The organism is Pseudoduganella lutea, from assembly GCF_004209755.1.
In the GTDB taxonomy this organism is placed as follows: Bacteria; Pseudomonadota; Gammaproteobacteria; order Burkholderiales; family Burkholderiaceae_D; genus Rugamonas; species Rugamonas lutea.
Genome location: NZ_CP035913.1, coordinates 3,517,666 through 3,542,529 on the forward strand (window position 1 = coordinate 3,517,666; position 24,864 = coordinate 3,542,529).

Sequence of the window (24,864 nt, forward strand, 5' to 3'; positions counted from 1 at the left end):
GGGGAATGCCAATGAACGCCAAGCTTGATTCGACTGTTACCACTCGCCCTGTCACCAGGCAGACTTACGACGAAGTACTGGTGCCAACCTACGCACCGGCGCAGATGGTACCGGTGCGAGCAGCGGGCCTGGACCTGTGGGACCAGGAAGGCAAGCGCTACCTCGACTTCACGTCCGGCATCGCCGTGGCGGCGCTGGGCCATTGCAACCCCATCGTAGTGGAAGCGCTGGTGCGCCAGGCCAATACGGTCTGGCACCTGGGCAATGGCTACACGAACGAGCCGGTGCTGCGCCTGGGCCTGGCGATCACGGAAGCCACGTTCGCCGACCGCGCGTTCTTCTGCAACTCGGGCGCCGAAGCCAACGAGGCCGCGCTGAAGCTGGCGCGCAAGCATGCGCATGCCAAGTACGGCGAGCACAAGTCGCGCATCGTGTCGTGCCTGAATTCGTTCCACGGCCGCACGCTGTTCACCGTGTCCGTCGGCGGCCAGCCGAAGTACACCGAAGGCTTCGAGCCGCTGCCGCCGTCGATCGACCACATCCCCTACAACGACATCGAAGCGGCGCGTGCCGCGATCGGCGACGACGTGTGCGCGGTGATCGTCGAGCCGGTGCAGGGCGAGGGCGGCGTGATGCCGGGTAACCCGGAATACCTGCAGGAGCTGCGCGCGCTGTGCGACAAGACCGGCGCCCTGCTCATCTTCGACGAAGTGCAGTGCGGCATGGGCCGTACCGGCTCGCTGTTCGCCTACATGGGCTATGGCGTGACGCCGGACGTGCTGACGTCGGCCAAGGCGCTGGGCAACGGCTACCCGGTCGCCGCGATGCTGACGACGGAAGAGCTGGCGAAGAGCCTGGCGGTCGGCACGCACGGCACCACGTACGGCGGCAACCCGCTGGCCGCCACCGTGGCGCTGACCGTGCTGGAAACGATCAACCAGCCGGCCTTCCTGGCGCGTGTGAAGGAAGCGAGCCTGTACCTGATCGGCAAGCTGGAAGAACTGGTGCGCGATTACCCGCAGGTGTTCGGCATCGTGCGCGGCGCCGGCCTGCTGCTGGGTATCGTCGTCACCGACGAGTTCAAGGGCCGCTCGAAGGATATCCAGCGCGCCGTCGAGGCGGAAGGCCTGATGGTGCTCATCGCCGGCCCGGACGTCGTGCGCCTGGCACCGGCGCTGATCGTCACCGACGCGCAGATCGACGAAGCCATGGCGCTGATGCGCAAGGGCCTCGACAAGCTGCTGGCCGCCCGGTAAGCACGTTTCACCAGGCTTCACCGGCGTCGTCTATGCCGCCGGCGCGACACACCCATCGTGCCGGCGGTTTCCATTCAAACCAGGAGTGCCTATGTACGTCGTCCGTCCGGTGGAAACCGCGGATATTCCCGCGCTCGAATCGCTGGCCGCGGTGACGATCCCCGGGTTGCACACGCTGCCGCGCAGCCGCGACAAGATCGTCATGGCCGTCGAGCGCTCGCTGGCGTCGCTGGCGGCCCAGGTCGATATCCCCAGCGAGGAATCGTACCTGTTCGTGCTGGAATCGGTGGAAGAGCGCCGCATCTGCGGCACCGCCGCGATCTTTGCATCCGCCGGTTCCAACGGCACCTATTTCTCGTTCCGTAACGACGTGATCCAGCAGGTCTCGCGCGACCTGAACATCTGCCATAGCGTGCATGCGCTCACGCTGTGCTCGGAGCTCACCGCCTACTCGCAGCTGTCGTCGTTCTACATCGCGCCGGAAGTGCAGCAGGGCCCGGAGGCGGCATTGCTGTCCCGTTCGCGCCTGATGTATGCGGCACAGCACCCGCGGCGCTTCGGCGACCGCTTCTTCGTGCCGCTGGCCGGCGTCACCGACGACGATGGCCAGTCGCCGTTCTGGAATGCCGTGGGCCGCAAGTTCTTCAAGATGGATTTCCTCGATGCCGAGCGCACCATCGGCGGTGCGCGCAACCGCACGCTGATCGTCGAGCTGATGCCGCACTACCCGGTCTACGTGCCGCTGCTGCCGGGCGATGCCCAGGCGGCGATGGGCCAGATCCATCCGTCCGGCGAGCTGGCCTTCAACCTGCTCACGGCCGAAGGCTTCGAGGCCGATGAATACATCGACATCTTCGATGGTGGCCCGATCCTGCAGGCGCACAAGCATGCGCTGCGCACGTTCAACAGCTCGCAGAAGCTGCGCGTGCGCACCGGCGTTGCCCGCACCAGGGAAGGCCCGCTGTTCAACTACGCGGTCGCCAACGGCGACAGCACGGCTTTCCGCGCCGTGACGATTCCCTGCCCGGACCTGGAGGGCTGCGACGCGGTGGCGCTGCCGCCCGAAATCCAGGATATCCTGCGCGTCGCCGAAGGCGACAGCGTGACCTGCGTACGCATCTAGGAGAAGCCCATGCTTGTTGTACGCGCCATCAACGAGGGCGATCTCGGCGGCCTGTTCGACCTGGCTAGCCAGGTCGGCACCGGCATGACCACGCTGAAGCCGGACATGAAGATGCTGGGCGACCGCCTGGCCACCGCCTGCGCCTCGTTCGCCGAAACCATCCCGCCGGAAGAGCGCGATTACCTGTTCGTCATGGAAGACACGGCCAACCACCGGCTGGCCGGCGTCTGCGCGATCAAGGGCGCCGTCGGCCTCACGGAACCGTTCTACAACTACCGGATCGGCACGCTGGTGCATTCGAGCCGCGAGCTGAACGTGTTCACGAAAATGGAAACCCTGTACCTGTCGAACGACCTGACGGGTTCCTCGGAACTGTGTTCGCTGTTCCTGCATCCGGATTACCGGGTCGGCCACAACGGCAAGCTGCTGTCGAAGAGCCGTTTCCTGTTCATCGCCCAGTTCCCGCACCTGTTCACGGAAAAGATCATCGCCGAGATGCGCGGCTACCAGGCAGAGGATGGCAGCTCGCCGTTCTACGAAGGCCTGGGCCGGCATTTCTTCAAGATGGATTTCCACCACGTCGACGACCTGACGGCGCTGGGCAAGAAATCGTTCATCGCCGAGCTGATGCCGCGCCAGCCGCTGTATATCGCCTACCTGCCGCAGGACGCGCAGGATGTCGTCGGCGCCGTGCACAAGTCCACGGCACCGGCACGCCGCCTGCTGGAGCAGGAAGGCATGCACTACGAAGGCTACGTGGACATTTTCGACGCCGGCCCCGTGCTGCAGGCCCGCGTATCGGAACTGCGTGCGCTGCGCGACAGCGAGCTGGCCACCATCGCGCCCGATGAAGACATCGTGCATGCGTGCGCGCCCGCCACCACCGAACCCACGCTCGTCTCGAACACCACGCTGCGCGACTTCCGCATGATCGTCAGCGATGCGGTCAGCGTGAACGGCAGCATCGACCTGTCGTCCGCCGAGCAGCGGCTGCTGCATTGCGGCACCGGCGCCACGGTGCGCACGCTGCCGCTGAACGTCAAGAAAAACCTGTGAGGAACAACATGCCCGACTCCGTACTGTCCAACTTCATCGCAGGCCGCTGGCAAACCGGCAGCGGCGCCGAACTGATCACCGTCGACCCGGCCACCGGCAAGGAAACGTGGCGCGGCAAGGCCGCCGCGCCGGAGGATGTGGCGGCCGCCTGCAGTGCCGCGCGTGCCGCGTTCGAGCCCTGGGCCGAGCGGCCGCTGGAAGAGCGCATCGCCATCGCCAGCCGCTTCCGCGACCTGCTGAAGGAAAACAACGAGGCGCTGGCGGAGCTGATCGCGCAGGAAGTGGGCAAACCCATGTGGGAAGCGCGCACCGAAGTCACGACGATGGCGAACAAGGTCGACATCTCGGTGCAGTCGTACAACGCGCGCACCGGCGAAGTGCACAACAAGGTGGCCGATGGCGCCGCCGTGCTGCGCCACCGCCCGCACGGCGTGTTCGGCGTGTTCGGCCCCTACAACTTCCCTGGCCACCTGCCGAACGGCCATATCGTGCCGGCCCTGATCGCGGGGAACACCGTCGTGTTCAAGCCCAGCGAATACGCGCCGCGCACGGCGATCAAGACCGTGGAACTGTGGGAACAGGCCGGCGTGCCGGCCGGCGTGATCAACCTGGTCAACGGCGGCCGCGACACGGGCGTGGCGCTCGGCCAGAATGCCGACATCGATGGCGTGCTGTTCACCGGCAGCAGCCAGACGGGCGCCGCCCTGCACCGCCAGTTCGGCGGCCAGCCGGGCAAGCTGCTGGCGCTGGAAATGGGCGGCAACAACCCGCTCGTCGTGTGGGACGTGCAGGACATCGACGCCGCCGTGTTCATGGCGATCCAGTCGGCCTTCATCTCGGCTGGCCAGCGCTGCACGTGCGCGCGCCGGCTCGTCGTGCAAAAGGGCGAGAAGGGCGATGCCTTTTTGCGCCGCCTGGTCGACGTGGCCGCGAAGATCCAGGTGGGCGAGTCGCATGCGGAGCCGCAGCCATTCATGGGCCCGGTGGTCTCCGCCGCCGTCGCCGAGAAGCTCTTGCAGGCGCAGGCCGCCATGGTCGCCAAGGGCGGCAAGCTGCTGCTGGAAATGCAGCAGCTGCAGCCGGAAACGGGCTTTGTCTCGGCCGGCATCGTCGACGTGACCGATGCGCAGGGCATCCCCGACGAGGAATGGTTCGGGCCCCTCTTGCAGGTCTACCGCACGGACGATTTCGACACGGCGCTGCGCATCGCCAACAACACCGAGTTCGGCCTGGCCGCGGCCCTGCTGTCGAACGAGGAAGGCCTGTGGAAGAAATTCCAGCTGCGCGCCCGCGCCGGCATCGTCAACTGGAACCGTCCCACGACGGGCGCCGCCAGCACGGCGCCGTTCGGCGGCGTGGGCAAGTCCGGCAACCACCGGCCCAGCGCCTACTACGCGGCCGACTACTGCGCGTATCCAGTCGCATCGATCGAGAACGATGCGCTGGAAATGCCCGCCAAGCTGTCGCCCGGCCTGACGTTCTGAGGATGATCCATGAGTACGCGTGAATTTAACTTCGACGGCCTGGTGGGGCCATCGCACAACTACGCCGGCCTGTCGTTCGGCAACGTGGCTTCGTTCAACAACGTCAAGAGCGCGTCGAACCCGAAGCAGGCCGCCTTGCAGGGCCTGGCCAAGATGCGCGCGCTGGCCGCGCGCGGCTTCGCCCAAGGGATGCTGCCCCCGCAGGCACGGCCGAACTTCCGGCTGCTGCGCAGCCTGGGCTTTACGGGCAGCGATGCCGAGGTGCTGGCGCGGGCATACAAGGAGTCGCCGGTGCTGCTGGCCAGCGCTTACTCCGCGTCGTCGATGTGGACCGCCAACGCGGCCACCGTGAGCCCGTCGCGCGACACGGCGGACGGCAAGGTGCACTTCACGCCGGCCAACCTGAACAACAAGCTGCACCGCTCGCATGAGCACGTGCAGTCGGGCCGTGCGCTGCGCGCCATCTTCCATGACGAGCGCCACTTCGCCGTGCACGAGGCGCTGCCCTCCACGCCGGCCTTCGGCGACGAGGGCGCCGCCAACCATACGCGCCTGTGCCGCGACCACGGGGCGGACGCCGTCGAGCTGTTCGTCTACGGTCGTGTCGAATTCGATCCGGCCGCGCCGGCGCCGGTGCGCTATCCGGCACGGCAAACGCTGGAAGCGTCGGAAGCGGTGGCCCGGTTGCATGGCCTGCAGGAAGCGCGCACCGTGTACGTGCAGCAGAATCCCGCCGTGATCGACCAGGGCGTGTTCCACAACGACGTGATCGCCGTCGGCAATGCCAACGTTCTGTTCTACCACGAGCAGGCCTTCGCCGACGAGCAGGGCACCTTGCTGAAGCTGCGCCAGGCCCTCGATGGCGTCGGGGCGGAGCTGGCGCCGATCCGCGTGGCGACCGGCCAGGTGGCGGTGGCCGACGCGGTGCAGAGCTACCTGTTCAACAGCCAGCTGCTGTCGAAGCCGGACGGCAAGATGGCGCTCGTGATCCCGCGCGAATGCGAGGAAAACGCCGCCGTGGCCAAGTACCTGCAAGGCCTGGTCGCCAGCGGCGGCCCGGTCGACGAGCTGGTGCACTTCGACCTGCGCCAGAGCATGCGCAATGGCGGCGGCCCCGCCTGCCTGCGCCTGCGCGTGGCGCTGACGGACCAGGAAGCGGCGGCGATGCACCAGGGCGTGATCATGACCGAAGCGCTGTACCACACCCTCGTGGCCTGGGTGGACAGGCACTACCGCGACCAGCTCGCGCCGCAGGACCTGGCCGACCCCGCGCTGGCGATCGAGATCGCCGCCGCACTGGAGGAACTCGAGCGGCTTCTCGGGCTGCCCGGGCTGTATGATCTGGGCTAGAACGTAGAGCGTTCTCACGTTTGGCAGATTGAACAATGAGTGGGGCTGGGCGATCCTCGGCCCCATTGCACATTGCGCCAGCCACGAGCCGGCGCGCAGTACCCATCACGCACACTGGAATAACTGGAGAAGCAGATGACAAAGATGCCGCAGCAACTGCGTAGTGAAACCCTGGAACTCGTCAATGGCGGCGTTGCCGGCCATGGCGCCGACGGCACGCCCGTGGGCGCGCTGATCGCGCTCTGGCTGAAGTCCCTCGACGATGAAGACCTGGCCGACACGCTGCCCGCCAGCCTCGCGCCGGTGCTGGTGGAAGGCTTCACCGCCGCGGCCCGCCGCACGGTGCCGGGCGCGCAGATCGCCACGCTGCGCTATGCGGATGGCCGCGGCGGCAATGCCACGGCGCTGCTGATCCTGAACGACGACATGCCCTACCTGGTCGACTCCATCGTGATGGTGCTGCGGCGCCGCAAGGTACAGGTGAACGGCGTGCTCAATGCCGTGCTGCCGGTGACGCGCGACACGAACGGCGCCGTGACGGCGGCCGGCGAACCGGGTGCGAAACTGGAATCCTACGTGCTTTGCCTGCTGGCCGAGGAGCTCGACGACGCCTCGCTGCGCGAGCTGCAAGAAGGCATCGAAACGGTGGCGCGCGATGCCGCCGTCGTCCGGCGCGACCTGCCGACGATGAAGAACCGCTTCACCACCGTGGCCGATTCCGTGCAGGGCCAGGGCGAAGAGGGCGCCGAGGCAGCCGCCTTCCTGCAATGGGCGCGCGACGAAGGCTTTGAAGTGCACGGCTATGCGTACTACCACGTGAAGCCGGGCACGCACGAACTGGAACGCGACCTCCCCAGCCGCATCGGCGTGCTGCAGGATACCGCGCATCCTGTCTACGGCACCTGCCTGGCGAACATCCCGGGCGACCTCGATACGCTGAACCGGCGCGGGCACATCCTCTCGATCGTCAAGGCGGACGTGAGCGGCACGCTGCACCGCGACCAGCAGCTCGATTTCATCGGCGTGCGGGCCGCCGACGCGAGCGGCAACGTGCTGGGCGAGCACTGCTTCATCGGCCTGTTCACGCGCGCCGCGATGCTCACGCCGCTGGCCCGCCTGCCGTTCGCGCGCGGCCGCATCGCCCAGGTCCTGAAGATCGCCAACCTGCGCCAGGAAGGCTTCCGCGCCGAGAAATTCATCGAGATCCTGGAATCGCTGCCGCGCACCGAGGCGCTGGAAGCGGACCCCGAATGGCTGGCCGAAGTCTGCAACGCCGTCGTTTCCCTGTACAAGCAGCCGCGCACCAAGGTGTTCGCGCGGCGCGACGTGTATGCGCGCCACCTGAACGTGCTGGTCTACCTGCCGCGCGAACGCTACAGCGCCAGCGCTGCGCAGGCGCTGGCGCGCGCCCTGCAGGACAGCTCCGGTGCCACGCACGTGAGTTCGCAGACGCTGGTGGCCGATGGCCCGCTGGCGCGCCTGTACCTGATCGCGCACGCCGCACGCTACCCGCTGGACCTGGAAAGCGACGTGCAGCGTCCGCTGCTGTCGATCCTCGATGGCTGGCACGAAGGCTTTTCCGAGCTGGCCGACGCGGTGCCGGACGAACACCGGCGTAACGACCTGCGCCGCCTGTGCGCCACGCTGCCGGTCGACTACGTTGCCGCCACGTCGCCGGCCGTGGCGTTCCATGACCTGGACACGATCCTGCGCAACGGTACGCCGCACCGCGCTACCGTGCGCATCGAGCTGGCTTCGGAGGCCAATCCCGCCACGATCCGCATCTATACGCTGGACAAGACGCCCACGCTGTCGTCGATCCTGCCCGCGCTGCACAATGCCGGCGTGCTGATCGACCGCGAACGCGCGCACACGATCCGCACGGCCGACGGCCAGCGCCACTACGTGACGAGCCTGGCCGTGGATGCCACGTCGGCCGAGAAGCTGGCGCGGCCCGGCGTGGCCGCCGTGGCCGAAGACCTGTTTGCCGCGCTGTTCAACGACGATATCGAGGATGGCCGCCTGAACGGCCTGGTGGTCGAAGGCGGCCTGAATCCGCGGCAGGTGCAACTGGTGCGTGCCTACATGAGCTACTGGCGCCAGACCGGCACGCAGTTCTCGGTGCGCTATATTGCCGAAAGCCTGCGCCGCCAGCCGGCGCTGGTGAAGGAAATCGTCGACGCGTTCGAGCACCGCTTCGATCCGCGGCGCAGCGAGGAAGACCGTGCCGCGGCCCGCGAGCAGCTGGTGGCGCTGAAGGCGCGCGTGCCGCAGGTGAATCACGCCGACCTGGAAGTGATCCTGGCCGCGCTGCTTGACCTGATCCTGGCCACCGTGCGCACCAATTATTTCCAGCCCAGCCCGGAGCTGCAGAATGCCGGCGTGCTCGATGCGCGCGACAAGATCATCTTCAAGTTCGACACCGGCAGGCTGGCGTTCCTGCCGGAGCCGAAACCTTACCGCGAGATCTACGTGTTCTCGCGCCGCTTCGAAGGCGTGCACCTGCGCGGTGGCCCGGTGGCGCGGGGTGGCCTGCGCTGGTCGGACCGCATGGAGGACTACCGCACCGAGGTGCTGGGCCTCGTGAAGGCGCAGATGGTGAAGAACGCGGTCATCGTGCCGGCCGGCGCCAAGGGCGGTTTCGTCTGCAAGCAGATGCCTGCCGGCGCGCCGCGTGAAGTGGTGGCGGCCGAGGGCGAAGCCGTGTACCGCATGTTCATCGCCAGCCTGCTGGAAGTGACGGACAATCGCGTGCTGGGCAAGATCGTGCCGCCGCAGGATACCGTGCGCTACGATGACGACGACCCCTACCTGGTGGTGGCGGCCGACAAGGGCACGGCCTCGTTCTCCGATATCGCCAACAGCATCGCCGTGCAGCGTGGCTTCTGGCTGGGCGACGCGTTCGCCTCCGGCGGTTCGAACGGCTACGACCACAAGAAGCTGGGCATCACCGCCAAGGGCGCGTTCGAAGCCGTCAAGCGCCACTTCTACGAGATGGGCCACGACATGGCCAGCACGCCATTTACCGTGGTCGGCGTGGGTGACATGTCGGGCGACGTGTTCGGCAACGGCATGCTGTTGTCCGACAAGATCCGGCTGCTGGCCGCGTTCGACCACCGCCACATCTTCCTCGACCCGAACCCCGACACCGACCGGTCGTTCGCCGAGCGCCAGCGGCTGTTTGCGCTGCCCCGCTCGTCGTGGGAAGACTACGACAAGGGGCTGATCTCGGAAGGCGGCGGCGTGTATCCGCGCTCGCTGCGCACCATCGAGCTGTCGCCGCAGATCCGCGCGGCGCTCGACATAGCCGAAACCGCGCTGTCGCCCGAGGAACTGATGCACCGCATCCTGCTGGCGCCGGTGGACCTGTTCTACAACGGCGGCATCGGTACCTATATCAAGGCCTCCACGGAAACCAATGCGCAGGTGAAGGACCGCGCCAACGACCAGATCCGCGTCAACGGCAGCGAACTGCGCTGCAAGGTCGTGGGCGAGGGCGGCAACCTGGGTGCCACGCAGGCCGGCCGTATCGAGTTCGCGCTGGCCGGCGGGCGCATCTTCACCGATGCGATCGACAATTCGGCCGGCGTGGATTGCTCCGACCACGAAGTGAATGCCAAGATCTGGCTCGACGTGGAAGTCAACGCGGGCCTGCTGACGGAAGAGCAGCGCAACCGCACGCTGAACGACATGACGGATGATATCGTGCGCCTCGTCCTGCGCGACAACACGCAGCAGACGCGCCTCCTGGTGCGCGAGCTGCAGGCGCAATCGGACATCACGGTGCAGAAGGGCTATGCAGCGCTGATCGCCAGCCTGGAAGAAGAAGGCGCGCTGTCGCGCGAGCTGGAGATGCTGCCTTCCGTGGCCGAACTGGCAAGGCGCAAGGGCGACAACCGCGGGCTGACGACGCCCGAACTGGCTGTCGTCATCGCCAACGTGAAGAACCGCTACAAGCGCCTGCTGGGCGTGTTGCCGCTGACCGAGGAAAGCTGGGCCGAAGCCGTGCTGCGGCCTTACTTCCCCGAACTGCTGGTGGCCACCCGTTCACCGCTGGCGCACCCGCTGGCCAACGCGATCCTGGCCACCGTGCTGGCCAACGAAGCGGTGAACCGCTGCGGCCCGCTGATGCTGCGCAACCTGGCGCAGGAACACGGCGTGGCGGAGACCGACGTGATCCTGGCGTGGGGCCAGGCATGGTCGGCGCTGAACCTGGACCCGGTCTTCAACACGCTCGATGCCGATGCGCTGGCCGTGCCGCGCGAGGTGTCGATGGCCGTCGATGCGCGCAGCCGCTCCGCGCTGCGGGCCGTGCTGGAAGGCGTCCTGGCGGTGCCGAAGGAACAGTTGCGCGGCAGCGGCGGCATCGCCGAACTGGCCCGCCTGTTCGACGAGCCGGACATGGCTGGCCGCCTCGCACCGGACGGCACCACGTTCGAAGCCGACGCAGTGCCCGACACGAAGCCGGAATTCGCCGCGGCGTGGAAGGCACTGGAAGGCATCGAAGGCGTGTCGGCGTTCCTGTTCGCCGCACTGTCGGTGCAGCGGCCGGAAGGCATGGACCTGCCTGCGTTCCTGGCACTGGGCACCACGTTGCGCGCCAGGGCCGGTATCGCCGCGCTAGAGCGTGGCCTGAACCTGCCGGCCACCAGCAAATCGCAGGAACAGTTGCGCAGCTATGCGCAGCAGGCATTGCGGCGTACGCAGCAGCGCCTGCTGGCGCAGGTGCTGGCCCGCGCCGCCGGCCATGGCGCCGGTGCCGTGGATACCGTGATCGCGGCGCTGAACCTGCCAGCGTTCAGCGCACCGGCGGACCTGGAGCAGGCGATGCTGGATGTCTGGACCCTGTCCGAAGCCGTGAACACCGGCGGCTACGGCATGCAGAAGGCGGCCTGAGATGACGCAAGCGTTGCAAGACGGCCTGCCGGCGCCGGTGCGGGCCCTGGCCGAGGCGGATTTCTCGGCCGTCGCGCAGGCATTCGGTGCGGCCGGCTTCGCGGTGGCGGAGCCGGCGGACGGCATCGTGACGATCCGCCGGCCCGGCACGGTCCTGCCGGCGGTGCTGCTGTCGGTCGGCGTGCATGGCGATGAAACGGGCCCGATCGAGCTGACGGCTTACCTGCTCGATGCGCTGGCGCGCGAACCGCAGGCGCTGGCGGTGGATCTGATGGTCTGCGTGGGCAGCATCGGCGCGATCCGGGCCGGCAGGCGCTTCATCGACGCCGACCTGAATCGCATGTTCCGCGCCGAGCGGGGCAGCCTGGCCGGCACCGCCGAAGCGGCGCGGGCGGACGAGATGATCGCCGCCACCGCCGCCTTCTTTGCCGATGCCGGCCCGGAGCGCTGGCATCTCGACCTGCACACGGCCATCCGCGCGTCGCATTACCCCACGTTCGCGATCGTGCCGGAACTGATCGCCACGCCGGCGCGCGAGCGCCTGATCGGCTGGCTGGGCGAAGCGGGCATCGGTGCCGTCATCCTGAACCGGGAAACGGCCGGCACGTACAGCTTCCACACGGCCGAGCACCACGGCGCCGCCGGCAGCACGGTGGAGCTGGGCCGCATCGGCACGCTGGGCCGCAACGACCTGGCGCAATTCGCCGCCGCCTCCGCCGCGCTGGACCGGCTGCTGCGCGGCCAGCCATCGCTGCCCGCCGGGCAGCAACCGCATTTGTTCCGTGTCGCGCAAAACATCCTGAAGCTGTCCGACGGCTTCACCATGGCCTTCGGCAAGGAAACGCAGAACTTCACGCGACTGAAGCAGGGCGACGAGATCGCCCGCGACGGCGACACGGTCTACACGGTGCAGCACCCCGAGGAATTCGTCGTGTTCCCGAATCCCGACGTCCGCATCGGCCTGCGCGCCGGCATGATGGTCGTCCGTCTCGACTGACCACATATGGCACTACAGCTCACCCCGTGTCCACCTTGGGGTCAGGCACAAAAGTGGACACAGCCTCGGCTGTTGAATGGTCGAGCTCGTGTCCGTTTCCGGGCCTGGCCCCAGGGTGGACACGGGCGCGGCTGTGGGGACGTAAAAAAAGCCACCGCGAGGGTGGCTTGTGAGGAGGGAGCTGGTTCAGGCGGAGGCGAACTGCGTGGCCCGCGCCTGGGATTTCTGTTCTCGCACCTTGCGCGTTGCCGGAGCATCCGGCAGGGTGGCCGAGGAGGCTGACGATGCCCGCGCGGTGGCCGGGCCTGGCGGTGTAACGGAAGGTTCACCGGCGCGGCTGTCGTCCGGCAGCCAGCGGACAATCGCCGCGGTCGCCACGACGGAGAGCAGCACGATGCCGGCGGCGGCCACCAGCATCAACGGATCGATGCGCGAAGAAGTGGTCGGGATCTTCTGGTACATCGTCATCTCTTCCTCCTGTCTCGGTGCTATTGGTATGGGACAAGATTAGCCTTATACCAATAGGCGATCTACCCTTTCCCTGTATCAAAAGTAAGCACATGTAACGACGCTCGATAAAAGCAGGATCAGGCGATCTTGGCTACACTCGTCCGTACATCGTTGAAAGGAATTTCATGAGTCAGCTTTTTTCACCGTACACGCTTGGCCAGACGCCCTTGAAGAACCGCATCGCGATCGCGCCGATGTGCCAGTATTCCGCCACCGACGGCCTGCCTGCCGACTGGCACATGATCCACCTCGGCAGCCTGGCCCTGTCCGGCGCCGCGCTGCTGATCCTGGAAGCGACGGCCGTGTCGCCCGAAGGCCGCATTTCGGCGCAGGACCTGGGCCTGTGGTCGGACGAGCACCGCCGGGCGCTGCAACCGATCGTGGCGGCCATCCGCCGGCATTCGCCCATCGTGCTGGCCGTGCAGCTTGCCCATGCCGGCCGCAAGGCATCGTCCGCCGTGCCCTGGGAAGGCGGCGGCAATATCCTTGTGGAAGACGGCGGCTGGCAGACCGTGGCGCCCTCGGCGGTGCCGCATGCCGAAGATGAAACGGTGCCCGTGGCGCTCGATGACGCGGGCCTTGCAAAGGTAAAACAGGATTTCGTCGACGCCGCACGCCGCGTGCATGACCTCGGCATCGAGGCGATCGAACTGCATGGCGCGCACGGCTACCTGCTGCACCAATTCCTCTCGCCGTTGTCCAACCAGCGAACGGACCGCTATGGCGGCTCGCTGGAAAACCGGATGCGTTTCCCGCTTGAAGTCTTTAAAGAAGTGCGTGCCGCGGTACCCCGCAGCGTCGCGGTGGGCATGCGGATCTCGGCATCGGACTGGGTCGAAGGCGGCTGGGATGTGGAACAGAGCGTGGTCTTCGCCAACGAACTGAAAAAGCTCGGCACCGACTTCATGCACGTGTCCAGCGGCGGCTTGTCGCCAAAGCAGAAGATTCCCGTCGGCCCGGGCTACCAGGTCGGTTTTGCCGAGCGCATCCGTCGCGAGACGGGGTTGCCGACCATCGGCGTGGGCCTGATCACCGAGGCGGCGCAGGCCGAAGCCATCGTGGCGCAAGGCCAGGCCGACATGGTGGCACTGGCCCGGGGCATCCTGTACGATCCGCGCTGGCCATGGCATGCGGCCGCGCAACTGGGCGCGCAGGTCGACGCGCCGCCGCAATACTGGCGCTGCCAGCCGCACGACCAGAAACAGCTGTTCGGCGCGCCTCCCGTTACCTCTCGGCTGGGGCAGCGCTGATAACCGAACAAAGGGGAACGATGCGCCATTACGACCTGCTGATCTTTGATTTCGACGGCACGCTGGCCGACAGCTTTCCCTTCTTCCTTGAAGTGTTCGATACCGTGGCGGAAGCGCACAGCTTCCGGCGCCTGGACCCTTCCCGCCTGGACGAACTGCGTGGCGCCGACCTGCCGCAGATCATGCGGCAGCTGGGCATGCCGCGCTGGAAGCTGCTGCCCGTGGCGATGCACTTCCGCACGCTGATGGCGCAAAGCATCGGCCGCATCCGCCTGTTCGACGGCGTGCCCGGCATGCTGCGCAATGCGGCGGCCGATGGCGTGCTGCTGGCCATCGTCAGCTCCAATTCCGAAGCCAACGTGCGTGCCGTGCTGGGCGAGCATGCGCGCCTGTTCTGCCATTTCGAATGCGGCGCGGCGTTGTTCGGCAAGCGCCGCCGCCTGCGCCGCGTGGTGCAGGGCAGCGGGCTGGCCAGCGAGCGCGTGCTGTGCGTGGGCGATGAAGTGCGCGACATCGATGCCGCGCATGCCGAAGGCCTGGATTTCGGCGCGGTAGCCTGGGGCTACGCCAAGCCCGAAGCGCTGCGTGCGCGCGCGCCGAAGCTGATGTTCGGCAGCGTGGCCGACATGGCGGCGCAGCTCGCATGCGGCGAGAAATCGCCCTCCGCAAGTTGAAGTATCTTTATTACCACTTGTTTTTTGCACACAAAATTCTCTTAGGGAAGTCGCGAAACTTGGCCCTATAATCGCGACTTTGCCCGGCGTCACGAGCGCCACGGCCTTGAACACCCTGACAAGGAATCCCCTGTGAGCCAGACGCTGGTCCAGAAAATGACCCGTACCAAACCGGTCGCCGCCACTGCCGACACGAATCCGGAAACAGCCCCTGGCATCGGCATGGAAACGCCACATGCTCCCGGCGGCCTGGCCCGCTCGATGGGCCTGTTCTCGCTGACCATGATCGGCGTTGGCGCCACCATCGGTACCGGCATCTTCTTCACGATGGTCGAGGCGGTGCCGAAGGCCGGCCCCGCCGTGATCCTGTCGTTCCTGCTGGCCGCGCTGACGGCCGGCCTGACGGCGCTGTGCTACGCCGAACTGGCGTTCCGCATCCCCGCCTCCGGTTCCTCTTACTCGTTCGCCTATGCCACGGTCGGCGAATTCCTCGCCTTCATCATGGCCGCCTGCCTGCTGCTCGAATACGGGCTGGCCGCCAGCGCCACGGCGATCGGCTGGTCCGATTACCTGAATAATTTCCTGGGCAATGCCTTCAACTGGCACATACCCACGCTGCTGCGCACGCCGATGATCGTGTCGACACCGGAAGGCGTGGTGTTCAACTGGGGCCACGTCAACCTGCCGCCGATCATCCTGGTGGCGCTGTGCTGCTTCCTGCTTTCGCGCGGCGCCAAGGAATCGGCGCGCACCAATGCCGTCATGGTCATCATCAAGCTGGCGATCCTGCTGTTCTTCGTGGCCATCGCCTTCTCCGGCTTCGATGCCGCCAACTTCACGCCGTTCTTCAAGGGGGAAGGCGAGAAGGGCCTGCTGGGCATGGCCGGCGTGACCGCCGCCGCCGGCACCGTGTTCTTCTCGTTCATCGGACTGGACACCGTGGCCACGGCGGGCGAGGAAGTGCACAACCCGAAGCGCAACGTCCCGCTGGGCATCCTTGCCGCGCTGGGCATCGTCACCGTGTTCTACCTGCTGGTGGCAACGGCCGCGATGGGCGCACAGCCGGCGCACATGTTCGAAGGACAGGAAGCGGGCCTGGCCGTGATCCTGCAGAACGTGACCGGGAAGGCGTGGCCGGCCCTGGTCCTGTCGGCCGGCGCGGTGATTTCCGTGTTTTCCGTGACGCTGGTGACGATCTACGGCCAGACCCGCATCCTGTACGCGATCTCGCGCGACGGCCTGATCTCGAAGGGTTTCCACAAGGTGAACCAGCGCACCGCCACGCCGGTGCTCAACACGATCATCGTCAGCGTCGTGGTGGCTTTCGTGGCCGGCTTCGTCGACGCCACCTTCCTGTGGGACATGGTCAGCATGGGCACGCTGACGGCGTTCATCCTGGTATCCATCGCGGTCCCGGTCATGCGCCGCAAGGAGCGCCGCGCCGGCACCTATACGAAGGGTGGCTTCCGCGTGCCGCTCGGCCCTTACCTCGTGCCCGGCCTGTCGGTCGCGGCATGCCTGTACCTGATGGTGGGCCTGTCGCACACCACACGCGTGATCTTCTCGATCTGGATGGCGGCTGCCGTCGTCACCTATTTCGCCTACGGCATCCGCAACTCCCGCCTCAACAAGATCTGACATGCAACTGAAAGCAATCGCCCTCGCAAGCTTCGTGGCCGCGGCCACCATGTCCGGGGCGGTTGCCCTGGCCGCCGATGCCGCTGCCATGCGCGACTACAAGGCCGTGGCGCTGTCGCCCGCCGGCGAGCGGATCGCCGCGCTGGAATCGGTCGATACCGGCGTGCCGGGCAGGCGGCCGCACGCCATCGTCGTCGTGCGCGATGCCGCCACCGGCAAGATCGTCGATGAGTTCGACCCGTGCAAGGCCTGCGCTTACGACCGCCCGAGCTGGTCGCCGGATGGCAAGAGCGTTGCCTTCATCGGCAGCACGGGCGGCAAGGCCACCTTGTACGTTGGCACGCGCACCCTGGCCAGTGTGGACGGCAATGCCCATTCCGCGCGGTTTTCCCCCGATGGCCGATCGCTGGCGCTGCTGGCCACGGTCGGCGCGCGCAAGGAAACCGGTGCCACCGCGGCCGGTGCCCGCCTCGTGGGCGAGATCGGCGGCAACCACGATGCGCAGCGCATCGCCACTGTGCCGGTTTCCGGCGGCGTCCTGAAACTGCTGTCGCCCGGCGATACCTACATCTACGAATACGACTGGACGCCGGATGGCAAGGGCTTCGTGGCCACGGGCGCGAAGGGCGACGGCGACAACAACTGGTGGGTGGCCAGGCTGGCCTACGTGGACGCGGCCAGCGGCGCGCTTCGCGTGATCGCATCGCCCTCCACCCAATTGAACCTGCCGCGCGTGTCGCCGGACGGAACAACGGTGGCCTACGTGGGCGGCCTGATGAGCGACTTCGGCTCGATCGGCGGCGATGTCTGGACCGTGCCGCTGGCCGGCGGCGAACCGAGGAACATCACACCCGGGTTCCGGGGCACGTTCAACAGCCTCGCCTGGAAGAAGAATGGCCTGGTCGGTTCGGCATTGATGGGCGACCTGCTGGCGGTGCTCACCGTCGATGCGGCGACCGGCCAGGCGAAGAAGCAGTGGTCGGCCCCGGTGACGGCGGCCGGCGGCACGGATGGCCGGCTGTCGTTCAGCGCCGATGGCGCGAAGGTGAGCGGCGCGATCGAGGACTTCACCAGTGCGCCGCGCCTGGTGGCCGGCCCGCTGGCGCAGCCGGCGCAGGTCACCCACGACAACGAGCACATTGGCGCCCAGGTTTCGATGGCGAGCGTGTCGTGGGCAAGCGAAGGGCGAACGATGCAGGGCTGGATCGTCGGGCCGCCGGCCATCGACCCCGGCAAGAAATATCCGACCATCGTCCAGGTGCATGGCGGCCCGGCGTCGGCGGCCACGCCGCGCTTCGTTTCAGGGACGAGCAGCCCGGAAATACTGGCGCTGGTGAAGGCCGGCTACTTGGTCATGATGCCGAATCCCCGCGGCAGCTTCGGCCAGGGCCAGGAATTCGTCCGTGCCAACCGGCGCGATTTCGGCGGCGGCGACCTGCGCGACATTCTCGCCGGCATCGACGTCGCGGCAAGGGTCATGCCGATCGACCTGCGGCGCCTGGGTCTGATGGGTCGTTCGTACGGCGGCTTCATGACGATGTGGGGCGTGACGCACAGCGACCGCTTCAAGGCGGCGGTGGCGGGCGCCGGCGTGGCCAACTGGGTCAGCTACTATGGGCAGAACGGCATCGACCAGTGGATGGTGCCATTCTTCGGCGCCACGATGTACGACGACCCGGACATCTACCGCAAGCTGTCGCCGATCGAATACGTGAAGGCGGCAAAAACGCCGACGCTGATCTATGTGGGCGAGCGCGACGTGGAAACCCCGGCCGCGCAATCGATGGAATTCTGGCACGCGCTGAAAGCGCTGGATGTGCCGACCACGTTCGTGGTGTATGAAGGGGAAGGGCATGCGATCCGCAAGCCGGAACACCAGCAGGACCTGACGAAGCGTATCGTCGACTGGTTCGACAAGTACCTGTGACAGGATGCTGTCAAAACAAAAAAGCCGGCGATGCCGGCTTTTTTTCACAACGTATCGTCAGGCTCAGATTGCGGCGGCACGTGCACGCAGGTTGGCCGCTTCGTGCGGTGCATCCGCTTCGAGTTCGTCGGCCCAGCGCAGCAGGGACATGCGCACGCCGACCTTGTAATACGACGGCACTTCTTCCGGCTGGGACTTGCTGCCCTGGACTTCGGCCAGTGCCGGTGGCGTGGTGCGCAGCATGGAGTGCAGCCAGCCGATCACGGTACGGCCGGTGCTGTCCAGGGAACCTGCGTTGGCGGTAGTAGGGAAGATGGCGGTCGACATGGTGAACTCCTGTGAATTGATCGTTGATGCAGTGCAGTATAGGGCGCGCACAGAAATAAAAAAAATTTTCATTTGTGATGTGGGCCATGCGTGAAACGTATATTGTTGGTTTCCTTGCTACAACTATCTATAACCTGGAACAATATCGGTCCATCACTGAAACGCATAATGGTCGGGCCGGCCATAAAAAAGCCGGCAGTGCCGGCTTGTCTCGAACATGGCGGACGGCCATGCAATCAGTCCAGTTTCCAGGCATAGTCCACGCGGGTCCACGTATCCGCCGGCGCGCCGTCTTTCGTGCCCGGCGCGAACTTGCAGGCGGCGAGCTTGCGCAGCGCGGCATTGTCCAGCACCCGGTAGCCGCTCGACTTGTTGATGCGCGAATCCTTCACCACGCCGCCGGACGACACGAGTACTGACATCGACACAGTGCCTTGTTCCTCGTTGGCGATGGCGGCGCGCGGATAATCCGCCTTGCAGTTGCGGGCGTCCGGTGTGGCGGGCACTTCGATCGCGGATGCGGCTCCCGAGACGAGCAGGGCGGCCAGCAGGCCGAAGCAACGATTTTTTGCGGAGGTATTGATGGACATGGTATTTCCCCTGAAAGTTAATGACAGTTAGCCTTGGCACGCTGCCCAGGCTGTCTCCTGAATTAACGTTGTTGCATGTAGTGTAGGCATGCCGGAGAAATAAACGAACTTTTCATTCGTGATGTGATTCATTCGCCAAGTGAATGATTTATAAGGAAATTCACAGAAATTTACGGAAAATAAAGGTATTTCATCATCCTGGAAAATGACCGGTGCCAGTGGATGATATAAGCCGGAAAACGTGTCGTGAAAATAAAAAAGCCGGCAATGCCGGCTTTTTCATGCGTGTGCGGGAACCGGATCAGTCACGGCCGACCAGGTTGCGCAGTTCCGCGGCCTGGTTCGGCGACGTGATGTCGAAATCCTTGGCGAGGCGCAGGATGGCGCGGCGCTCGCGCAGTGTCGACACTTGCGAAGCACTGCCATGCGATGCGCCGGCGGCGAACGGTGCGAAGGCAAGCATTTTGCCAAAGAAGGCCATGGCGACACGGCCCACGCTGTCCAGATAGCCGCGGGTGGCCGGAGTAGTGATGAGGGCGGTAGACATGTTAGCTCCTGAAATGAGGGTTGTTGCAGTGCAGTATAGGGACGTCCGCATCATAAATAAACTTTTAGTTTGTGATGTCATCCATTCGCAAAACATATAGTTGCTTAAGTGAAAATAGAACCTGTTCGTTTCCGGACAGTAAAAATGTTCGTCTTCGGACGGTTCGCTGACCCCTGCCCGCGGCGCGTATTGGCACAATGCTTGCAGTAGTGACAGCACCAAAATATGGAGGCCCTTATGCACCTGCGTGATTTCCGCATCGGCTGGCGAATGCTGGCCAGGCAGCCCCTGCACACGGCGGCCATGCTGCTCGGCCTGGCGGTCGGACTGGCCGCCGCCTTCCTGCTGCTGGCACTCGTGCATTACTCGTTCAGCTACGACAGTGCCGTGCCGGACAACCGCAACGTCTACGTCTTCAAGCACAAGCTCAAGCTGCTGGCCGAGCCGCTGTGGATCGAGCAGATGCCATTGCCCGCCCGCGACGTGCTGGCCAACAGCGGGCTGCCGCTGACGCTGTGCACCGTGAATCCGCATGCGAGGACGGTCAAGGTGGATGGCCGGCTGCATGAAGTGGTGTTCAACGAGGTCAGCGACACGTTCCCCGCCATGTTCGGCGTGCGCGCCGTGGCGGGCGACCTGGTCGCGACATTGGCCCGGCCGGACGGACTGGCGCTGACACCGCGTGGTGCGCTCGAGCTGTTCGGCACCATGGCGGCGCTGGGGCGCACGCTTGACGTCGACGGCCGCGTGCTGCGCGTGCTGGCGCTGCTGCCCGAGCCGCAGCCCAATACCACGCTGCCCTATACCGCCCTGGTCGGCGAGGGCACGGTGTTGTGGAAGCCGGGCGAGCGCGAACAGCAGCGCCACAACTGGACGGGCCTGGCGGGCAAGCTCTACGCCAGGGCGCCAGGCGTGCAGGCACAGGCGATGGCCGCGCCGGTGCAACTGGAGGCGAATCGCGTGGTGGCGGCAATGCTGGGCGCGAACGAGATGCGCCGTGTCGGCGGCACGATGGTCGAAGTGGCCGTCACGCCACTGGCCGACGCCTATTTCGATACCGACGTCGCGGTCTTCCTCGGCGGCCCGCGTGCGTCGAAGGCGCTCGTGCTGGCGCTGGCCGCGCTGGCATTGCTGATCCTCGCGCTTGCCGCCACCAATTACGTGAACCTGGCCACGGTGCGCGTGCTGGCGCGCGGCCGGGAGATCGCGGTGCGCAAGACGCTGGGCGCCGGTGCCGGCCGGCTGGCGGCGCAGTTCGTGGCCGAATCGGTTGCCGTCGCGCTGGCGGCCGCCAGTCTTGGACTGTTGCTGGCCTGGCTGCTGCTGCCAGTATTCTCGTCGCTGATGGACCGGCCGCTGGCGCACTTCCTGTCGCCGGCATCGCTGCTGGCGGCGCTGGCGATCGGCATCGGAACAGGCCTGGTATGCGGCATCTGGCCGGCCCGGATCGCGCTACGCGTGCTGCCGGCGCGGGCGCTGGCCGGCCGGGCCGGCAGCGAACCGGCCGGCGGCGCATGGCTGCGCCGTGCCTTGACCGTATTCCAGTTCGCCGCCGCGATCAGCCTGTGCGCACTGGCGCTGGCGGTCGGCTGGCAGGCCCGCTTCGCGGCACAGGCCGATCCCGGTTTCGCCGTGGACGAATTCGTGCTGCTGCACCTGCGCCAGGAGGCCAAGGCCGAGACACGGCAGGCGTTCCATGCGGCGCTGGCGCGCGTGCCCGGTGTCGTCGGCGCCACCGCGATCGACCTGCCGTTCGGGCATCCCATGGTGCGCAACAGTACCGCGTTCCGCGGACCGTCCGGCGTGGAGCGGCGTTTTGAAATGACCCTGGTCGACCCCGGCTTTTTCGCGGTGACGGGCATCGCGCCGGTGGCGGGAGTCGGCTTTAACTCGGGCTTTAACTCGGGCTTCAATGCGAGCTTCAATGCGGGCGTCGAAGGCACGCGCCCGTCCGCGCCGCAGAAGAACGACATCATGCTGAACGGGGCCGCCGCGCGGGCCCTCGGCTTCGCTTCCGAAGGCGCCGCCGTGGGCCAGGTGGTCACCATGGGCGACATGTCGCTGCGCGTGGTCGGTATCGCGCCACCGCTGCGGCACCGGGGCTTGCGCTACCCGTCCACGGCCATGGTGTACATGGTGGAGCAGGCCAGGGCGAACGTGATCATGGTGCGCACCACGCTGGATGCCGCGTCGCTGGAACAAACCCTGGCGCCGCTGCTCTCGCGTTATTTCCCGGGGCTGCCGACCAGGGTGCAGCCGGCGCGCGGGGTATTCGAGGAGGGCAGCGCCGACGACTGGCGCATCGCGCGCCTGCTGACCCTGGGGACCGTGGTCGCCACCGGCATCGCCGCGTTCGGCATCTATGTGCTGGCCGCCGGCAGCGTGCAGCGGCGCGGCCGGGAAATCGCGTTGCGCAAGCTGCACGGCGCGGGCCGCCGGGCCATCGGGCTGCTGGTCGGCACCGAGTTCGCCCTGCTGCTGCTCGCGGCGGCGGTGATGGCATTGCCGCCGGCCGGCTTCGTCATCGCCCACTATCTGGCCGGCTTCGCGGTGACGACGACCTACGTCTGGTGGGCGTTGCCGGCAGCGCTGCTCATTGGCGTGCTGACGGCTTGCTGCGCCACGCTGCGCCACGCGATCGCCGCGATGCGGGTGATGCCGGCGGTCGCGTTGCGGCAAGGGGAGTAGGGATGTGGCGGTTCAATCGCAAATGAGAAGTGTTATCATTTACGGTTTGCAAACTTTCCGAGCCGCCCATGTCTTTCCACACCTTCCGCCTGTCCCGCTGCGCCGCCGCCCTCGGCGCCGCCTTTGTCGTTACGCCCGTGCTGGCGCAGGAGGTGGGCGAACCGCTGGAAACGGTCACGGTCACCGGCAACTGGCTCGGCTCGGGCTTGCAGAACAGCGTGAAGAATTTCGCCGGCGCGCGCACCGTCGTGCAGAAGGCAGACATCGACGGTACCGGCGCGGCGAATATCGGCGACGTGCTGCGCCGCATTCCCGGCGTGCAGAGCACGGACAATTCCGGCACCGCCGGCAGTGCCATTTCACTGAACATCGGCGTGCGGGGCCTGTCGGGCCGCTATTCCCCACGCTCCACGGTGCTGCTCGATGGCGTGCCGCTGGCCGTGGCGCCGTATGGCCAGCCGCAGCTGTCGTTTGCGCCGGTCAGCCTGAACAACATCGAAGCGATCGACGTGGTGCGCGGCGGCGGCGCGGTGCGCTATGGTCCGCAGAACGTGGGGGGCATCATCAATTTCACCACCCGCGCCATGCCCGATGCGCCCGGCGTTGCCGGCGACGCGTCGATCCGCTACAACCATTTCGGCGAAGGTGGCCACAGCACGCAGTACAGCGCCTTCCTGGGCAGCCAGCTCGAGAACGGCCTCGGCGTCGCCCTGCTGTATTCGGGCATGGATGGCACGGGCTGGCGCGACGGCAGCGACGAAAAGGTCAACGACTTCGCGCTGAAGTTCCGTTACCTGCTGGGCGCCGGTGCCCAGGTCTACGGCAAGCTGTCGTACTACGACGTGAAGTCGATGACGCCCGGCGGGCTCACCGTGGCACAGTACAACGCCGACCCGTTCCAGAACACGCGGCCCACCGATTACTGGGACGGCGAGCGCAAGGGCATCGACCTCGGTTACCTGAACACGATTTCCGCCACGCAGGAAGCGGAAGTAAAGGTGTATTACAACGAGAGTTCGCGCAGCAGCGCATTGATCAATGCCGGCCGTACTGCGATCACGTACCAGCCGCGCAACTACGAGGTACTGGGCGTGGAGCCGCGCTACACCCAGCGCGTGAAATGGGGGGCCACCACGCATGACGTGACGGCCGGCTACCGCTACCTGCGCGAGCGCGGCGACGACAACAACTACACGGTAACGGTCGCCACCGGCGTGCAGGGGGCCACCGCCACGTTCGACAACGAGACCGATGCGCACGCCTTCTACGTGGACGACCGCATCGCCGTTGGCGCCTGGCGCATCACGCCCGGCGTGCGGTTCGAGAAGATCGATTCGCGGCGCACCGACCGCGCCGGCAGCCGCGCGTTCGACACGTCGAACGACAAGGCGCTGCCGTCGCTGAACGCGGCCTACCTGGTCGATCCGGCGCTCACGGTATTCGCCAACTACGGCACCTCGTTCGGCCCCGTGCAGAACACCCAGCTCAATTCGCAGACGGCGGCCAATCCGTTGAAGCCGGAACTGGCGAAGACCGTGGAGCTGGGCGCGCGCTGGAAGGCGCGCGGCCTGTCGGCCGAAGCCACGCTGTACCGCCTGCGCTTCGACAACCAGATCCTGCAGGTGCCGGGCACCACGCCGGCCACGTTCCGCAACATCGGCGCCACGCGGCACGAAGGCGTCGAATCCGCCGTCGACTACCGCTTCGCCGGGGCGCTGGAAGGCTTGAGCGCCTATGCCAACTGGAACTACACGAAAGCGATCCAGGAATCGGGCGCCACGGCCGGGCTGGACGTGCCGTTCTATGCGCGCCGCACCGGCACGATCGGCGCACGCTACGAGATCGGCGCGTTCTCCGCGGGCCTGTCCGCCACGGCGCAGAGCCGGCAGTTCTCCGACGCGGAAAACACCATGGCCGAAAGCGCCAACGGCGGCGTGGGGAGCATTCCCGGCTTCGGCACCGTCAACGGCCAGCTGGGCTGGAAGCTGGCGGGCAAGCCCGGCGTGCAGCTGCTGGCCGGCGTGAACAACCTGGCCGACAAGCGCTACTACACGCGCAACGTGGACGGCAACCTGGGCCGCATGGTGGGCGCGCCGCGCACCGTGTACGCGCAAGCGCGGATGACTTTCTGATTCGTCGGCGTTCTAACTCGCCAGCGCCGGCTCGGCCAGCGGCGCCAGCCCGTGGGCGCCGCGTGCCTTGGCGCACTCCGGTGTATACGCGGTGAATTCGCGGCACGTGGCCGAGCGCTGCGGATAAATGGTGCACCCGACCTTGCCGCCGACGCTGCCTTCGAGCGCCACGCAGCGCACCGGCGATTGCTCCGTGCCGCGCATGGCGATGCGGTGCGGCGTGATGGGGATGGTCAGGTGGCGCGGCACCGTGCCGCCGGGATGGGCATCGCTTTCACCCCAGTAGAAGGACACGCGGTAGTGTGCGCAGCAGGCACCGCAGTCCTGGCACACGTCGGAAGTGGATTCGGACATCGCTCACGGGTTGGTTGACCGGCCGGATGGTGGCCGGGCCTGGAATGATAGCAAAACGGCCACGG

The 24,864-nt window shown here is 66.6% G+C and carries 18 protein-coding genes; 13 read left to right on the top strand and 5 right to left on the bottom strand.

Annotated elements, in window-relative coordinates; genetic code table 11:
- Positions 1–11: 11 nt before the first annotated feature.
- From astC to EWM63_RS14915, 7 genes are all read left to right on the top strand, one after another.
- The gene (gene astC / locus EWM63_RS14885) at positions 12–1,256 is read left to right on the top strand and encodes an acetylornithine/succinylornithine family transaminase (protein WP_130187223.1); all 1,245 of its coding nucleotides are present in this window, start codon (positions 12–14) and stop codon (positions 1,254–1,256) included.
- Between the two features lie 91 nt (positions 1,257–1,347).
- Entirely contained in the window at positions 1,348–2,379 is a 1,032-nt protein-coding gene (locus EWM63_RS14890) for an arginine N-succinyltransferase (protein WP_130187224.1), read from the top strand.
- Between the two features lie 9 nt (positions 2,380–2,388).
- Positions 2,389–3,435, top strand: coding sequence for an arginine N-succinyltransferase (gene astA, locus EWM63_RS14895; RefSeq protein WP_130187225.1), 1,047 nt, complete (start codon positions 2,389–2,391; stop codon positions 3,433–3,435).
- An 8-nt stretch (positions 3,436–3,443) separates the two neighbouring features.
- Entirely contained in the window at positions 3,444–4,919 is a 1,476-nt protein-coding gene (gene astD, locus EWM63_RS14900) for a succinylglutamate-semialdehyde dehydrogenase (RefSeq protein WP_130187226.1), read from the top strand.
- A gap of 9 nt (positions 4,920–4,928) precedes the next feature.
- A complete protein-coding gene (astB, locus tag EWM63_RS14905) occupies positions 4,929–6,269 on the top strand; it encodes an N-succinylarginine dihydrolase (protein WP_130187227.1) in 1,341 nt (446 codons plus the stop codon).
- Between the two features lie 135 nt (positions 6,270–6,404).
- Complete coding sequence (locus EWM63_RS14910; protein WP_130187228.1) at positions 6,405–11,165, top strand: NAD-glutamate dehydrogenase domain-containing protein; 4,761 nt, start codon at positions 6,405–6,407, stop codon at positions 11,163–11,165.
- A 1-nt stretch (position 11,166) separates the two neighbouring features.
- Positions 11,167–12,162, top strand: a complete 996-nt coding sequence (locus tag EWM63_RS14915; RefSeq protein ID WP_130187229.1) for a succinylglutamate desuccinylase — start codon at positions 11,167–11,169, stop codon at positions 12,160–12,162.
- A 186-nt stretch (positions 12,163–12,348) separates the two neighbouring features.
- Here the strand turns inward: EWM63_RS14915 and EWM63_RS14920 are convergent, their stop codons facing one another.
- On the bottom strand, positions 12,349–12,630 hold the full coding sequence (locus EWM63_RS14920) for a hypothetical protein (protein WP_130187230.1): 282 nt from the start codon (positions 12,628–12,630) through the stop codon (positions 12,349–12,351).
- A 167-nt stretch (positions 12,631–12,797) separates the two neighbouring features.
- On the opposite strand from EWM63_RS14920, the gene EWM63_RS14925 reads away from it, so the two are divergent.
- The 4 genes from EWM63_RS14925 (at position 12,798) to EWM63_RS14940 (ending at position 18,161) form a co-directional block, all read left to right on the top strand.
- The gene (locus tag EWM63_RS14925) at positions 12,798–13,922 is read left to right on the top strand and encodes an NADH:flavin oxidoreductase/NADH oxidase (RefSeq protein WP_130187231.1); all 1,125 of its coding nucleotides are present in this window, start codon (positions 12,798–12,800) and stop codon (positions 13,920–13,922) included.
- A gap of 20 nt (positions 13,923–13,942) precedes the next feature.
- Entirely contained in the window at positions 13,943–14,596 is a 654-nt protein-coding gene (locus tag EWM63_RS14930) for an HAD hydrolase-like protein (RefSeq protein WP_130187232.1), read from the top strand.
- Between the two features lie 132 nt (positions 14,597–14,728).
- Positions 14,729–16,234 carry an APC family permease gene (locus tag EWM63_RS14935; RefSeq protein ID WP_130187233.1) on the top strand — a complete coding sequence of 502 codons (1,506 nt, stop codon included), beginning with the start codon at positions 14,729–14,731 and terminating at the stop codon, positions 16,232–16,234.
- Position 16,235: 1 nt separating this feature from the next.
- Positions 16,236–18,161 carry a S9 family peptidase gene (locus EWM63_RS14940; RefSeq protein ID WP_130187234.1) on the top strand — a complete coding sequence of 642 codons (1,926 nt, stop codon included), beginning with the start codon at positions 16,236–16,238 and terminating at the stop codon, positions 18,159–18,161.
- A 63-nt stretch (positions 18,162–18,224) separates the two neighbouring features.
- Here EWM63_RS14940 and EWM63_RS14945 read toward each other — a convergent pair whose 3' ends face one another.
- The 3 genes from EWM63_RS14945 to EWM63_RS14955 form a co-directional block, all read right to left on the bottom strand.
- On the bottom strand, positions 18,225–18,488 hold the full coding sequence (locus tag EWM63_RS14945; RefSeq protein WP_130187235.1) for a hypothetical protein: 264 nt from the start codon (positions 18,486–18,488) through the stop codon (positions 18,225–18,227).
- Positions 18,489–18,724: 236 nt separating this feature from the next.
- On the bottom strand, positions 18,725–19,078 hold the full coding sequence (locus EWM63_RS14950; RefSeq protein ID WP_130187236.1) for an energy transducer TonB: 354 nt from the start codon (positions 19,076–19,078) through the stop codon (positions 18,725–18,727).
- A 301-nt stretch (positions 19,079–19,379) separates the two neighbouring features.
- Positions 19,380–19,625 carry a hypothetical protein gene (locus EWM63_RS14955; protein WP_130187237.1) on the bottom strand — a complete coding sequence of 82 codons (246 nt, stop codon included), beginning with the start codon at positions 19,623–19,625 and terminating at the stop codon, positions 19,380–19,382.
- A 237-nt stretch (positions 19,626–19,862) separates the two neighbouring features.
- On the opposite strand from EWM63_RS14955, the gene EWM63_RS14960 reads away from it, so the two are divergent.
- Both EWM63_RS14960 and EWM63_RS14965 read left to right on the top strand, forming a co-directional pair.
- Positions 19,863–22,313, top strand: coding sequence for an FtsX-like permease family protein (locus EWM63_RS14960; RefSeq protein ID WP_165390834.1), 2,451 nt, complete (start codon positions 19,863–19,865; stop codon positions 22,311–22,313).
- A 68-nt stretch (positions 22,314–22,381) separates the two neighbouring features.
- The gene (locus EWM63_RS14965) at positions 22,382–24,445 is read left to right on the top strand and encodes a TonB-dependent receptor family protein (protein WP_130187239.1); all 2,064 of its coding nucleotides are present in this window, start codon (positions 22,382–22,384) and stop codon (positions 24,443–24,445) included.
- Between the two features lie 12 nt (positions 24,446–24,457).
- Here the strand turns inward: EWM63_RS14965 and EWM63_RS14970 are convergent, their stop codons facing one another.
- On the bottom strand, positions 24,458–24,799 hold the full coding sequence (locus tag EWM63_RS14970) for a YkgJ family cysteine cluster protein (protein ID WP_130187240.1): 342 nt from the start codon (positions 24,797–24,799) through the stop codon (positions 24,458–24,460).
- Positions 24,800–24,864: the final 65 nt, after the last annotated feature.

Excerpts from the sequence above, each read along its gene's own strand:
- astC (WP_130187223.1), top strand. The coding sequence starts at position 12 with ATGAACGCCAAGCTTGATTCGACTGTTACCACTCGCCCTGTCACCAGG.
- EWM63_RS14890 (WP_130187224.1), top strand. The coding sequence starts at position 1,348 with ATGTACGTCGTCCGTCCGGTGGAAACCGCGGATATTCCCGCGCTCGAA.
- astA (WP_130187225.1), top strand. The coding sequence starts at position 2,389 with ATGCTTGTTGTACGCGCCATCAACGAGGGCGATCTCGGCGGCCTGTTC.
- astD (WP_130187226.1), top strand. The coding sequence starts at position 3,444 with ATGCCCGACTCCGTACTGTCCAACTTCATCGCAGGCCGCTGGCAAACC.
- astB (WP_130187227.1), top strand. The coding sequence starts at position 4,929 with ATGAGTACGCGTGAATTTAACTTCGACGGCCTGGTGGGGCCATCGCAC.
- EWM63_RS14910 (WP_130187228.1), top strand. The coding sequence starts at position 6,405 with ATGACAAAGATGCCGCAGCAACTGCGTAGTGAAACCCTGGAACTCGTC.
- EWM63_RS14915 (WP_130187229.1), top strand. The coding sequence starts at position 11,167 with ATGACGCAAGCGTTGCAAGACGGCCTGCCGGCGCCGGTGCGGGCCCTG.
- EWM63_RS14920 (WP_130187230.1), bottom strand. The coding sequence starts at position 12,630 with ATGACGATGTACCAGAAGATCCCGACCACTTCTTCGCGCATCGATCCG.
- EWM63_RS14925 (WP_130187231.1), top strand. The coding sequence starts at position 12,798 with ATGAGTCAGCTTTTTTCACCGTACACGCTTGGCCAGACGCCCTTGAAG.
- EWM63_RS14930 (WP_130187232.1), top strand. The coding sequence starts at position 13,943 with ATGCGCCATTACGACCTGCTGATCTTTGATTTCGACGGCACGCTGGCC.
- EWM63_RS14940 (WP_130187234.1), top strand. The coding sequence starts at position 16,236 with ATGCAACTGAAAGCAATCGCCCTCGCAAGCTTCGTGGCCGCGGCCACC.
- EWM63_RS14945 (WP_130187235.1), bottom strand. The coding sequence starts at position 18,488 with ATGTCGACCGCCATCTTCCCTACTACCGCCAACGCAGGTTCCCTGGAC.
- EWM63_RS14950 (WP_130187236.1), bottom strand. The coding sequence starts at position 19,078 with ATGTCCATCAATACCTCCGCAAAAAATCGTTGCTTCGGCCTGCTGGCC.
- EWM63_RS14955 (WP_130187237.1), bottom strand. The coding sequence starts at position 19,625 with ATGTCTACCGCCCTCATCACTACTCCGGCCACCCGCGGCTATCTGGAC.
- EWM63_RS14960 (WP_165390834.1), top strand. The coding sequence starts at position 19,863 with ATGCACCTGCGTGATTTCCGCATCGGCTGGCGAATGCTGGCCAGGCAG.
- EWM63_RS14965 (WP_130187239.1), top strand. The coding sequence starts at position 22,382 with ATGTCTTTCCACACCTTCCGCCTGTCCCGCTGCGCCGCCGCCCTCGGC.
- EWM63_RS14970 (WP_130187240.1), bottom strand. The coding sequence starts at position 24,799 with ATGTCCGAATCCACTTCCGACGTGTGCCAGGACTGCGGTGCCTGCTGC.